Source organism: Providencia sp. 21OH12SH02B-Prov (genome assembly GCF_027362595.1).
In the GTDB taxonomy this organism is placed as follows: domain Bacteria; phylum Pseudomonadota; class Gammaproteobacteria; order Enterobacterales; family Enterobacteriaceae; genus Providencia; species Providencia zhejiangensis.
On the sequence record NZ_CP114796.1, the window covers coordinates 3,327,225 to 3,340,291 of the forward strand.

Annotated in this window: 13 protein-coding genes and 1 other annotated feature; of the genes, 3 read left to right on the forward strand and 10 right to left on the reverse strand. The window is 41.4% G+C overall.

Annotation, left to right across the window (positions count from 1 at the left end; all coding sequences use genetic code 11):
- Positions 1 to 33 precede the first annotated feature (33 nt).
- Positions 34 to 768, reverse strand: coding sequence for a purine nucleoside phosphorylase YfiH (gene yfiH, locus O7C57_RS15560; RefSeq protein WP_251463684.1), 735 nt, complete (start codon positions 766 to 768; stop codon positions 34 to 36).
- Positions 768 to 1,745 carry a 23S rRNA pseudouridine(1911/1915/1917) synthase RluD gene (gene rluD / locus O7C57_RS15565; RefSeq protein WP_154624346.1) on the reverse strand — a complete coding sequence of 326 codons (978 nt, stop codon included), beginning with the start codon at positions 1,743 to 1,745 and terminating at the stop codon, positions 768 to 770. Before rluD ends, yfiH begins: the two co-directional genes overlap by 1 nt.
- 138 nt (positions 1,746 to 1,883) lie before the next feature.
- On the opposite strand from rluD, the gene bamD reads away from it, so the two are divergent.
- The 3 genes from bamD (at position 1,884) to pheA (ending at position 4,787) form a co-directional block, all read left to right on the forward strand.
- Positions 1,884 to 2,615 carry an outer membrane protein assembly factor BamD gene (bamD, locus tag O7C57_RS15570; protein WP_154624350.1) on the forward strand — a complete coding sequence of 244 codons (732 nt, stop codon included), beginning with the start codon at positions 1,884 to 1,886 and terminating at the stop codon, positions 2,613 to 2,615.
- 373 nt (positions 2,616 to 2,988) lie between these two features.
- The gene (raiA, locus tag O7C57_RS15575) at positions 2,989 to 3,318 is read left to right on the forward strand and encodes a ribosome-associated translation inhibitor RaiA (protein ID WP_154624347.1); all 330 of its coding nucleotides are present in this window, start codon (positions 2,989 to 2,991) and stop codon (positions 3,316 to 3,318) included.
- A gap of 140 nt (positions 3,319 to 3,458) precedes the next feature.
- Positions 3,459 to 3,587, forward strand: a sequence feature (Phe leader region).
- 27 nt (positions 3,588 to 3,614) lie between these two features.
- Positions 3,615 to 4,787 carry a bifunctional chorismate mutase/prephenate dehydratase gene (pheA, locus tag O7C57_RS15580; RefSeq protein ID WP_167520911.1) on the forward strand — a complete coding sequence of 391 codons (1,173 nt, stop codon included), beginning with the start codon at positions 3,615 to 3,617 and terminating at the stop codon, positions 4,785 to 4,787.
- Between the two features lie 109 nt (positions 4,788 to 4,896).
- On the opposite strand, the gene O7C57_RS15585 is transcribed toward pheA, so the two are convergent.
- The 8 genes from O7C57_RS15585 to ffh form a co-directional block, all read right to left on the reverse strand.
- A complete protein-coding gene (locus tag O7C57_RS15585) occupies positions 4,897 to 6,447 on the reverse strand; it encodes a methyl-accepting chemotaxis protein (RefSeq protein ID WP_163860774.1) in 1,551 nt (516 codons plus the stop codon).
- Positions 6,448 to 6,736: 289 nt separating this feature from the next.
- Positions 6,737 to 7,858 carry a bifunctional chorismate mutase/prephenate dehydrogenase gene (gene tyrA / locus O7C57_RS15590; protein WP_163860773.1) on the reverse strand — a complete coding sequence of 374 codons (1,122 nt, stop codon included), beginning with the start codon at positions 7,856 to 7,858 and terminating at the stop codon, positions 6,737 to 6,739.
- A gap of 14 nt (positions 7,859 to 7,872) precedes the next feature.
- The gene (locus tag O7C57_RS15595) at positions 7,873 to 8,967 is read right to left on the reverse strand and encodes a 3-deoxy-7-phosphoheptulonate synthase (protein ID WP_269723313.1); all 1,095 of its coding nucleotides are present in this window, start codon (positions 8,965 to 8,967) and stop codon (positions 7,873 to 7,875) included.
- 478 nt (positions 8,968 to 9,445) lie between these two features.
- Positions 9,446 to 9,799 (reverse strand): 50S ribosomal protein L19, encoded by a 354-nt coding sequence (rplS, locus tag O7C57_RS15600; protein WP_154625119.1) that lies wholly within the window; start codon positions 9,797 to 9,799, stop codon positions 9,446 to 9,448.
- 47 nt (positions 9,800 to 9,846) lie between these two features.
- Positions 9,847 to 10,611 carry a tRNA (guanosine(37)-N1)-methyltransferase TrmD gene (trmD, locus tag O7C57_RS15605; RefSeq protein ID WP_154625118.1) on the reverse strand — a complete coding sequence of 255 codons (765 nt, stop codon included), beginning with the start codon at positions 10,609 to 10,611 and terminating at the stop codon, positions 9,847 to 9,849.
- A 38-nt stretch (positions 10,612 to 10,649) separates the two neighbouring features.
- Positions 10,650 to 11,198 carry a ribosome maturation factor RimM gene (rimM, locus tag O7C57_RS15610; RefSeq protein WP_154625117.1) on the reverse strand — a complete coding sequence of 183 codons (549 nt, stop codon included), beginning with the start codon at positions 11,196 to 11,198 and terminating at the stop codon, positions 10,650 to 10,652.
- A gap of 18 nt (positions 11,199 to 11,216) precedes the next feature.
- Positions 11,217 to 11,465 carry a 30S ribosomal protein S16 gene (rpsP, locus tag O7C57_RS15615; RefSeq protein ID WP_154625116.1) on the reverse strand — a complete coding sequence of 83 codons (249 nt, stop codon included), beginning with the start codon at positions 11,463 to 11,465 and terminating at the stop codon, positions 11,217 to 11,219.
- Between the two features lie 136 nt (positions 11,466 to 11,601).
- On the reverse strand, positions 11,602 to 12,963 hold the full coding sequence (gene ffh, locus O7C57_RS15620; protein WP_154625115.1) for a signal recognition particle protein: 1,362 nt from the start codon (positions 12,961 to 12,963) through the stop codon (positions 11,602 to 11,604).
- Positions 12,964 to 13,067 lie beyond the last annotated feature (104 nt).

The following is a 13,067-nucleotide window of genomic DNA, read 5'->3' on the forward strand; positions in this document are numbered from 1 at the left end:
CATATGGGTTAATTCAGAATAACTCTCTAAACACTAGTTATTTACCCATATTAATGAGGCCATGCGCCCCGTTTTTCCCTCACGACGGTAGGAGTAAAATCTGTTTTTGTCACTCACGGTACAAAACTCCCCACCATAAATTGAAGTTACGCCAACGGCTTGCAACTTTTTACGTGCCAATAAATAGATATCCGCTAAAAATTTGTCGCCATGAATAGCAAAACCTGCGGCCAGCTCAGTTGACTGCTTGATAAAAGCGTCTCTGACCTCTGGCCCGACTTCAAATTTGCTGGGGCCAATTGCAGGGCCCAGCCAAGCCATAATTTGATTTTTGGGGCACGAAAACTGAGCAACTGTATTTTCAAGAACACCATCGCATAACCCACGCCATCCGGCATGAGCAGCGGCAACTTCTTGTCCATCCTGACTACAAAAGAGAACCGGCAGACAATCTGCCGTCATGATGGCACAAACAACGCCCGTTTGATGAGTGTAAACGGCATCAGCTTGTTTATTTTCAATGTCGCTGCCATCTAAGCATAATACTTTTGTACCATGGACTTGTTCGAGCCATAACGGCTGTTGTGGCAACCCTGCTAATGCCTGAAGGCGGTAACGATTTTCACTGACGGCCATTGGCTCATCACCAACATGATCACCCAAATTTAGGCTATCAAATGGAGATGAGCTGACCCCACCAATACGTGTGGTGCTACAGCATGAGACCTTTTTAGGTTGTGGCCAGTCAGGAAAAATCAATGAGTTCATTACCAATCCATATCGTCTTTGTGCAGTTGATAGTCTGCTTTTAAGGCTTCAATAAGCTCAACCATATCATCTGGCAGAGGCGCATGCCACTCCATTTGAATACCAGAAATTGGGTGATACAACCGAAGCATCGTGGCATGCAGCGCTTGACGGTCAAATTTACGCATCACCTCAAAAAATGCTTCACTCGCCCCTTTTAACGGACGTGGACGCCCACCATACAGAGGATCACCAATAAGAGGATGATTGATATGTGCCATATGGACACGAATTTGGTGTGTTCTACCGGTTTCTAAGCGTAGACGCAAACGTGTATGAGCCCTAAAGTGCTCCATAACCCTATAGTGTGTCAATGCGGGTTTTCCCATTGGATGAACAGCCATATGTGTGCGTTTAGTCGGATGCCGTGAGATAGGCTCTTCCACCATGCCGCCAGCCGTCATTCTGCCAACCGCAACCGCTTCATATTCACGTGTAATTTCACGTAATTGTAACGACTCAACTAAACGAGTTTGTGCAGGAACTGTTTTTGCCACAACCATCAGCCCTGTTGTGTCTTTATCTAAGCGGTGCACAATACCTGCTCGTGGCACATCGGCAATCTCAGGGTAACGATACAATAAGGCATTTAATATCGTGCCATCTGGATTTCCTGCGCCAGGGTGTACAACTAATCCACGAGGCTTATTAATCACGAGAATATCATCGTCTTCATAAACGATATCAAGAGGAATATCTTGTGGCTCCCAACGATTGTCCTCTTCAATTAATGCATCAACTAAAATTTCTTCTCCGCCTAAAACTTTTTCCTTTGGCTTATTGATAACTTTCCCATTAACCTGCACTCTATCATCTAAAATCCACTCTTTTATACGTGAACGCGAATAATCAGGGAACAATTCCGCTAAAGCCTGATCTAAACGTTGACCGAGCTGTGATTCAGCAACAGTTGCATTAAGTTGTACTTGTTGAGCCATAAATTAATCTACTTTTTTAGTGTTTGTGTTTTGACGGCAGTGCCGTTTTATTTAAAATGTATGCTATTGTAACTCGAATTTTGCCGGGAGCCTTACGGATAGTCTCCCTCGAAACACTCAGAGGATAACCAACACGTGATGATACGTATAAAATATCTGGTGGCTGCTGCCACGTTGAGCCTGGTACTCACCGGATGCTCCAGCAATAATGAAGTCAGCCCTGATAGCACTCCGGCTGAAATGTACAGTATTGGTCAGCAAAAGTTGCAGGATGGTAACTACAAAGCAGCCATCAAACAACTGGAAGCATTGGATAACCGTTATCCATTTGGCCCTTACGCACAACAGGTGCAATTAGATCTGATTTATGCTTATTATAAATCAGCTGAGCTACCAATGGCGATAGCAGCAATTGACCGTTTTATGCGTTTAAACCCAACTCACCCAAATATTGACTATGTTCTTTATATGCGCGGGTTAACGGCAATGGCACTTGATGACAGTGCACTGCAAGGTTTCTTTGGTATCGACCGTTCAGACAGAGATCCTCAACATGCACGTGTTGCCTTCAAAGATTTTAGTCAGTTAGTTCGCTATTATCCTAACAGCCTCTATGCTAACGATGCTAGTAAACGTCTTGTTTATTTAAAAGATCGCTTAGCAAGGTTTGACCTTTCTGTCATTGAATACTACAACAAACGCGGGGCTTATGTCGCGGTTGTCAATCGTGCTCAACAAATGTTAAGGGATTACCCAGATACTGAAGCTACCTATAAAGCACTAAAATATATGGAAATAGCTTATAAGCAGATGGGGTTAGATGTCGAAGCTAATAAAGTTAATAGCTTACTCGCCGCCAATGCAAACTAACGCTAGTCAGTAACGATTGAAAACGGCAGCCTCGGCTGCTGTTTTTTTTATTCCAGTATGGCGTGATAAAGATAGGTTCATCCCGAAATAAATTCGGTTCTGTTGATTTTCCAGAGTATTTTTCGCATTTTACGCCAATTGCGAATTTTAACCCAAAAAGAGTACCGACTATTAACCGTATTGATAGTCAACTATTTCAGTTTCGCCCAAGAACCTTAACTTGGCAATCCCTTTCCCTTTCTTTTTTATCCTGAATCACAGTTCAGATCACGAAGTGTAACTGCATTCTTCAAGTGTGATCTATGTCAAGTTTTTTAGATAAATAGTCAGTATTCTGAATACATCAAAGGCGGAAACAATGAGAGGTAACTATATGATAGTGAACATAACTAGCAAACAAATGGATATTACCCCAGCTATCCGAGATCACATTGAAAGCCGTCTGACTAAACTTGAAAAATGGCAAGTCAATTTAATTAGTCCTCATGTTGTCTTATCAAAAGAACCACAAGGTTTTATGGTAGATGCCAATATTAAAACAGCCACAGGAAAACTCGTTGCTAGCGCAAAACATGAAGATATGTACGTTGCCATAAATGAATTGATTAACAAACTCGAAAGACAACTTAATAAAGTGCAACATAAAGGAGAATCAAGAAGAGCCAGCAATAGTGTAAAAGAAGCGAACCTCGTTACGTTATAATTTTATATTATCTACAAACTTATCTTGAAACCTTGCCAACGCGCCTACCATAGGCGCGTTTTTAGTTGAACAGCTTCTTTTTTGTTGACATCTGCTCTTGTATCAGGTCTATTTAAAGACTAGACAAACAATGGTGATATTATTATGCATATGAATTTTGTTTTCTTTTCTTTCTTTAGCTTTAGCCACTCCTATTAGGGGCTTTTGTCGTTTGAGAAAGAAAAGATGACAAGATTTGCAAGCCCCCTAAATTAGGGGGCTTTTTTGTTTCAGCGATGTTTTATAGGGCGGGTAGGATGGATAACAGCACTAATTTACTGAAGATACGAAAAAAAATTAGCCAATTGGACAGCGAACTTCTCGAACTCCTAGCCAAAAGGCGTGGATATGCCGTTGAAGTTGCACAGACAAAATTAGAAGATAACCGCCCAATACGGGATAAAGAACGTGAACGTCAATTATTAGATGTGTTGATTAATAAAGCTAAACCACTAGGGTTAGATGGTTTTTATGTGACACGTCTCTTTCAAATGATCATTGAAGATTCCGTACTTACGCAGCAAGCCATCTTGCAGCAATATTTAAACTTAACACCCAATGACTCTGCGCGTTTCGCATTTTTAGGCCCTAAAGGTTCATATTCTCATATTGCTGCACGCCAATATTCAGCTCGTCATTTTGACCAATTGGTTGAGTGTAGTTGCCATAAATTCCAAGATATTTTCTCTCTCGTTGAAAGTGGCCAAGCCGATTATGGTATTTTACCAATAGAGAATACTAGCTCAGGTGCAATCAATGATGTGTATGATCTATTGCAAAACACCACATTATCGATTGTGGGTGAAATTCGTCTCCCCATCAATCACTGCCTGCTTACCGTTGGGGGCACTGATCTCAGTAAAATAGAAACGGTTTATAGTCATCCGCAGCCATTCCAACAATGCAGTCAATATTTAGCTCAGTTCCCACATTGGAAAATTGAATACTGTGATAGCACTTCAACCGCGATGCAAAATGTCGCCCAACAAAACTCACCGCATGTTGCAGCACTCGGCAGCGAAGCGGGTGGTGCCTTGTATGGTTTACAGGTTCTCGAGCATAATTTAGCTAATCAGCAAATTAACATGACGCGTTTTATTGTCGTTGCTCAACAATCCATTGAAGTTACAGAGCAAGTACCTGCAAAAACCACATTACTTATCACAACAGGCCAACAAGCAGGTGCCCTTGTTGATGCACTTATCATCTTAAAAAATAATAAGATTATCATGAGTAAGCTCGAGTCTCGTCCTATCAATGGCAAACCTTGGGAAGAGATGTTTTATATAGATGTGCATGCCAACCTACGTTCTGGGAATATGCAACAGGCATTAAAAGAGTTATCAGCCATTACACGTTCTATTAAAGTTCTTGGTTGCTACCCTTCTGAAAATATCGTTCCTGTTGAACCCGAGAAAATCGCGCCATAATCGAGTGACATTGCAAAATATAAAGCCAGTCAATACACACTGGCTTTATATCATCACCAACCTATTTCAATGACATCATCAATAACACCATTATTTTGATTTAATAATATTATCTATTTGCAAAGTCGATACGGAAATAGTTCACCAATTGTTTAAGGTGCAATGCTTGTTCATTAAGTGACGCCGCTGCGGCAACCGATTCTTCAACTAAACTCGCATTTTGCTGCGTTGTCGCATCAAGCTGCCCAACTGCACTATTGATTTGCAAGATCCCCGAACTTTGCTCATGGCTTGCTTGGCCTATTTCTTGCAAACGTTGATCGATTTCATCGACATTTTTAACCATGTCATTAATTTGAGATTCAACATGTTCAACTAATTCCATGCCTTCCTTCGTCTGAGCGAGAGAATTTTCAATAAGGCCTCGAATATCATTCGCTGAATTCGCACTTTTTTGCGCTAATAATCTCACTTCACCTGCAACAACGGCAAAACCACGCCCATGCTCACCAGCCCTTGCGGCTTCAACAGAAGCGTTTAAAGCAAGAATATTGGTTTGGAATGCAATCGAATCAATGAGATTAATGATATCTGTCATCTGGCTTGATGAAGAATGAATAACCCGCATTTTTTCTGTCACTTGATTCATCATTCGCCCATTTTTGGTTACAGCAACAGCAGTATCTGCCGCAAGCTGCGTCGCTTGATGGGTATGATCAGCGGTATTTTGTACCGTGGATGTAATTTGCTCCATAGAACTCGCCGTTTCTTCTACGGATGTCGCCTGCTCTTCTGTTCTTGCCGCTAGGTTTTGGTTTCCTGCCACAATTTGGCCTGCGGCAGCTGAAATACTCTCGGAGCCATGTTGAACTTCTCTAACTATCTCAAGTAAGCGTGTTTTCATTTCAACTAACGCTTGTAATAGTATACCTGTTTCATCGCGATATCTGGCTGCAACATGTTGTGTTAGGTCTCCCGATGCTATCGCTTGAGCAAAACCAACGGCTTGGCTCAATGGGCGTGTGATCGATTGTGCAATAAACCAGCCCATACCACAGCCTGTTGCAATGCTAATAATCACAAGAGTCGCTAATAACCATTTATTAAAATTATAATTACTTTCTACAACCCCAGCAGCTGCTTGCATGCGTCTATTCTGAACTTCGATGAAGTTTTGAACTCTTTCACGGTACTCACGTTGAATAGCTGACGTATTATTCATCATCTCATCAATAGCAGCACTGCGATTGTTATTATTTAAGAATTCATTTAAGCGGGCCTGAGATTGTAGAAAGCGCTGACGAACATCACGGATCTGAATTAGCCCCTCTTTAGAGGGCTCATCCATTGCGTTTTCATCTAATTCCTTCAAAAGCTGGGCGACGTTTGAACTAATTTTTTTTAGTTCATTTCGACGCCTATCGCTATCTCGATCATCCAGAAGTATCAACTCCTGTATGCCAATATAAGAATAAAAATTATCCATTAGCTGATTAGCTCTAACAGTCATTGGATAATCTTTATAGATGATTGTTTGAATACCGTTGTTGGCTTTGTTCAAGCTGACGAAAGAAAACGCCGAACTCACTAATATAAGTAAAATAAAGAAAGCGAACGCAATGGATAATTTTGCGCTAATTTTCATATCCTTCAAAGACATAGATTCCTCACCGATAAAACTGTCACTTTATGAGAATTAATATCGGTAAATTATTCACTAACTTTATCAGTTAAATCGTTTAATTTATAAATATTCACTCTATAAACAGATATTATTAAAAAATAGCAATATAAATAACTATACAAGTAAATGAGTACAGTATTTTTAATTACAAAAAATCAAAATAAGTGAAATTACGTGTAGATGGTAAAGATCAGGTAGGTAAATTGCGGCGAATTTTTTGACGATACATAAAAATGACTCCTTATATAGGAGCCATTTTTAAAAGCTACTTGCGGTTGTCGTTGGCTCTTTGCAACAGCGATTGGCTTTCTTTCATAAAATGGTGAGCATCTTCCCCGAACCAATCGCTTACTTCATTAAATTGTCGAATAAATTCGGCTTTATCTTTACGTTCGAGCATCTCTATAGATTGGCCGAGTAACTGATAGTAACGGCGAATTAATTCAATATTTTCATCAGATGACATAATAATATCAGCGTACAATTGAGGGTCTTGAGCAAATAGACGCCCAACCATTGCCAGTTCCAAGCGATATATAGGCGATGACAACTCTAACAACTGCTGTAGATCCACATGTTCCTGCGCTAAATTTTGACCATACGTAAAAGTTGTAAAATGGCGCAACGCCTGAATAAAACTCATATTACGGTCATGATCACTGGCTGTAATCTTTTTCAAGCGGGCTCCCCAAACCTGTAATTGCTCTAGGAACCACTGGTAAGATTCGCTATCTCGGCCATCACAAAAGGCAAATACTTGTTTAGCAACACTTCCTACATCAGGACCAAACATGGGGTGTAAGCCTAAAACAGGTCCTGCATGCGCTGCTAACATCGCTTTTAAAGGCTTATCTTTAACCGATGCAATATCTATGAGGACTGTTTCTTTATCCAATTTTGGCAGTCGTTCAATTACCTGTACTGTCAAATGAATCGGTACACTGATTATAACAACGCTAGCACCAGAAAGAATTGACTCTGCTTGCGCCCAATCCTGTTCACCCAGCGTTTTAACTTGATAACCTGAGAGTGTCAGTAAACGATTAAACAAGCGCCCCATTTTGCCATCACCACCCACAATCACAATTGGGCCAGCATCAGGTTTCAGGGTTTTAAATCCTTTATCATTTTCGCGAGCGTAAGATTCTCTCATCACGCGGCGAAGAATATCTTCTATTAAATCAGGCGGTATCCCCATCCGTTCTGCTTCTTGGCGGCGAGCAGCCAACATGCTTGACTCTCGCTCAGGGACATAAATAGGCAAACCATGTTGGCTTTTGACTTCACCGACTTCAGCAACCAGTTGTAAGCGTTTAGCCAACAAATCTAATAACGATTTATCAACCTCATCAATTTGTTCTCTCAGATGAGATAATTCAGCAGACATACCTATACCTTGTATCAACTTGCAATTTCAAATTTTTCAGCACGTTCGTCAAGCACTGGCTGCAATGCATGATGAAGCTTACGCAATACTGTTTCGGTTGTTTCCCAATCAATGCAAGCATCGGTCACTGACACGCCATATTTCATTTCGCTACGTGGCTGTTCAGAACTTTGATTGCCTTCATGTAAATGGCTTTCTAACATAATACCGGTTATTGACTTATTTCCATGAGTAATTTGCTCGATGATAGAGTCAACAACCAACGGTTGACGCCTGAAATCTTTATTCGAGTTACCGTGGCTACAATCAACCATCAATGACGGTTCAAGTCCAGCTTTACGCATTTCAGCTTCACAGGCAGCAATATCTTCTGGGCTATAGTTTGGTGTTTTACCGCCACGCAAAATAACATGTCCATTTTCATTGCCTTTTGTATGCAACAAACTCACTTGACCTGATTGATTAATTCCCATAAAACGGTGAGGCATAGACGCCGCTTTCATCGCATTAATCGCTGTCGATAAGCTACCGTCGGTACCATTTTTAAATCCTACAGGCATTGATAGACCCGATGCCATTTCACGGTGTGTTTGCGATTCTGTTGTTCTTGCACCAATGGCAGACCAACTGAAAAGATCACCTAAGTACTGAGGATTATTAGGATCCAAAGCCTCTGTCGCCAAAGGTAGCCCCATATTAACAAGGTTTGTCAGCAAGTCGCGAGCAATATGTAAGCCTTTTTCCATATCAAACGAACCATCCATTAATGGGTCGCTAATTAAACCTTTCCAGCCAACAGTTGTACGAGGTTTTTCAAAATAAACACGCATCACAATATATAAACTGTCATTCAATTCAGCAGCAAGTTTCTGTAAACGTTGACCGTATTCAATAGCCGCATCGACATCATGAATAGAACAAGGGCCACATACCACGAGTAAGCGTGGGTCGCGTTGATGAATAATATCAGCAATGACTTTACGCGAAGCCGCGATGGCATGCAGGTTGCTGTGACTCAGTGGAAATTTTTGTTTTAGAGCCTCAGGTGTAATTAATACCTGTTCATCACGAATATTCACATTATTGAGTACATCTTTTTGCATGATCATTTTTATTACCTGCTTAACTGTTTATATATTGTGTTTGTGTGCTGGTTAATAACATACCATGGAACGTAAAGATTACAATCCAAAACTGTAAAATAATTACAGCGATGTAAATAAAGATGAACACACAGATAACCAATTGAAAAAGCAAATAATAAAATATCCACCTCTTTTATTAACGCTCAAAAAACATACAAACAGAAAGAGAGTGTAATCATAAGTTTACAATTTGGTAATAGTATGAAATGAGACAGATCAAATTAATAATATCTTAATAAATAAGAATCGGAATCCTTAATGATTGTTGAAAAGGATCATTCTTATCTGTCCATGTTGCCGGTAAGCAGTGTATAAGTGAGATATTGAGGGATTGATATAGCTGAAGGAGTGCAACCAGCAATGTACGGGCCGAAAGATGACAGAGATATAAAGGCCCGCACTGGGGCGGGCCTTATATTCTTTCGGATGTAGCGAAAGCGTATTACTTGGCGTTCAGACGCTCTTTAATACGAGCTGCCTTACCAGAACGCTCACGCAGGTAGTACAGTTTAGCTCTGCGAACGGCACCACGACGTTTAACAGTGATGCTATCTACGACTGGAGAGTGAGTTTGGAATACACGCTCAACACCTTCGCCGTTAGAAATTTTACGAACAGTGAATGCAGAGTGCAGACCGCGATTACGAATAGCAATAACCACGCCCTCAAATGCCTGCAGACGTTTTTTAGAGCCTTCTACGACCCATACCTTAACTTCCACAGTATCACCCTGACGGAATGAAGGTACGTCCTGCTTCATCTGCTCTTGTTCAAGTTGTTTAATAATGTTGCTCATAATAATTCTCTTACCCTAGGTAAACTGATATATGTTAGACAATTATTTTAATTGTCTGGATTCACTTGTTGCTCAGACCAATATTCATTTTGAAATTCAGTCAGCAACATCCTCTGCTCGTCAGTCAGAGCTAGGCTTTCCAGAAGCTCAGGTCTTCTAAGCCAGGTACGGCCAAGTGATTGTTTCATACGCCAGCTATCTATCTTTGCATGGTTACCGGATAATAAAACATCAGGTACTTGCATGCCGTCTAACACTTCAGGACGGGTATAGTGTGGACAATCAAGTAGTCCCTCTGCAAAAGAGTCTTCTTGTGCAGAAGCTTGATGACCAAGTACTCCCGGAATAAACCGAGACACCGAGTCAATCAACACCATCGCGGGGAGTTCCCCACCACTGAGAACATAATCACCGATTGACCATTCTTCATCAATTTCGGTTTGAATGATTCGCTCATCAATGCCTTCATATCGACCACAAACAAGAATTAGCTTCTCATTCGTTGCCAATTCGCAAACCCCCTCTTGGCTGAGTTTGCGTCCCTGAGGTGACAGATAAATAACTTTCGCACCCTCACCTGCCTCAGTTCTTGCTGTGTTGATAGCATCCTTTAAAGGTTGCACCATCATCAGCATGCCTGGACCACCACCATAGGGGCGATCATCAACTGTCTTATGTTTATCGTGAGTGAAATCGCGTGGATTCCAACACTCGACAGACAGTAGGCCATTTTTCACTGCCCGACCAGTTACCCCGTACTCGGTTATTGCGCGGAACATTTCGGGAAACAGGCTAATTACACCAATCCACATTATTTAGTCCCACTCATTAAAACCGTTCAACCGGAGATTTAAAAACCAGGATCCCAATCAACTTCAATGAGTTTAGATTTAAGATCGACTTTCTTGATAACCTGCCCATCAAGAAACGGAACCAGCCGCTCCTTGATGCCAAATGCATCTTTTAGATTTGCCTTAATCACAATGACATCATTAGAACCGGTTTCCATCATATCGGTGATGGTCCCGAGATCATAACCTTGCAGTGTCACTACTTGGCAGCCCATAAGGTCTTTCCAGTAATATTCATCATTATCTAATTCAGGAAGTTGCGTTGAATCAACGACTATTTCAAAATTAGTTAACAACGTTGCTGCATCGCGGTCATCGACCCCTTTAAGTTTAATAATGATATCTTTGTTATGGTGTTTCCAATCTTCCAGTTCCACATGTTGCCACTGACCTGAACGTTGAATAAACCAAGGCTGATAATCAAAAATACTTTCAGCATGTTCGGTGGAGGAAAAAACTTTGAGCCAACCACGAATTCCATATGCAGCGCCTAATTTCCCCAAGACGATTGGGTGAGTAGGAGTCGCTAGATTTACTTGCTTGCCCATAGTTACCACCGTGACAGATTAAGCTGCTTTTTTAGCTTGTTTGACCAGTTGTGCAACACGGTCAGAAATAGTTGCGCCTTTACCAACCCAGTGCTCAACACGATCCAAGTCTAAACGCAGTTCTTCTGCTTGACCTGAAGCGATTGGGTTGAAGAAACCAACACGCTCGATGAAACGACCGTCACGCGCATTGCGGCTATCGGTTACAACGATTTGGTAGAACGGACGCTTTTTTGCGCCGCCACGAGATAAACGAATTGTTACCATAACATCCTCATTAGTTAATAAAACAACCAGACTCCATCGAGGGATAGAGTCCGGCTGTCATATAAAAAGCCCGAAAATTTTACTCGCTTTGACGTAAAAATCAATCAAAAGTGCATATTCTTTCTAGCTTTGTTGCTTAACGCCCCGGAAAACCCGGAGGCATCATTCCTTTCATGCCACGCATCATCTTGGCAAGACCGCCTTTTTTCATCTTTTTCATCATGCGTTGCATATCATCAAATTGCTTCAAAAGGCGGTTGACTTCTTGAACACTCGTACCTGAACCAGCGGCAATACGACGTTTACGTGACCCCTTGATAATTTCAGGTTTTTCACGTTCTTTACGCGTCATTGAATTGATTATCGCTTCCATTCGGATAGTGATTTTATCATCCATTTGCGACTTAACAGCATCTGGAACTTGAGACATTCCAGGTATCTTACTCATCATACTCGCCATGCCGCCCATATTGCGCATCTGTTTTAACTGACTTAAAAAGTCATTTAAATCAAAACCGTCACCTGTTTTCAGCTTTTTAGCAAGTTTTTCTGCCTGATCGCGGTCAACTTTGTGTTCGATCTCTTCAATAAGAGATAACACATCTCCCATACCTAAAATACGGGACGCTACACGTTCTGGGTGGAAAGGTTCTAAAGCATCCGTTTTTTCACCAACCCCTAAGAATTTGATTGGCTTACCTGTAATTGAGCGAATGGATAAAGCCGCACCACCACGCGCATCACCATCAACTTTCGTCAACACCACCCCAGTAAGCGGTAGCGCTTCATTAAAAGCTTTAGCCGTATTCGCGGCATCTTGACCTGTCATCGCATCAACAACAAACAGGGTTTCTACAGGATTGATAATGCGATGGACCTCTTTAATTTCGTCCATCATCGCTTCATCAACGTGTAAACGACCTGCGGTATCCACCAACAACACATCATAGAACTGTAGCTGAGCGTGTTTTAAAGCTTTCTGTACGATTGCTGCGGGTTTTTCTTTGGCATCTGAAGGGAAAAAATCAATACCAACCGTTTCTGCCAATGTCTCTAGCTGTTTAATCGCTGCTGGGCGATAAACGTCAGCAGAGACCACTAAAACTTTTTTCTTTTGTTTCTCTTTTAAAAGCTTACCCAGTTTTGCAACGCTTGTGGTTTTACCCGCACCTTGCAAACCAGCCATCAAGACAACCGCTGGTGGCTGCGCCGAGAGGTTAAGTTGATGGTTTTCATCACCCATGGCTTTGGTCAGTTCATTCTGAACAATTTTGATGAACTCTTGACCTGGAGTTAAGCTTTTATTGACATCTTGGCCAACAGCGCTTTCTTTTACTTTTTGAATAAATTCACGGACAACGGGAAGCGCTACGTCTGCCTCCAGCAAAGCCATACGAACTTCACGCAATGTATCTTTAATATTCTCATCAGTCAGACGCCCACGCCCGCTGATGTTGCGCAAAGTGCGCGATAGTCTGTCAGTTAAATTATCAAACATATGTCTTAACTCAATTCTGTTTATGGGCCTACTGTCAACACTCTATCTGGTTATTGATACTTAAAAATACAAGTACGCAATGGCTAATTTAGACAACACTCACT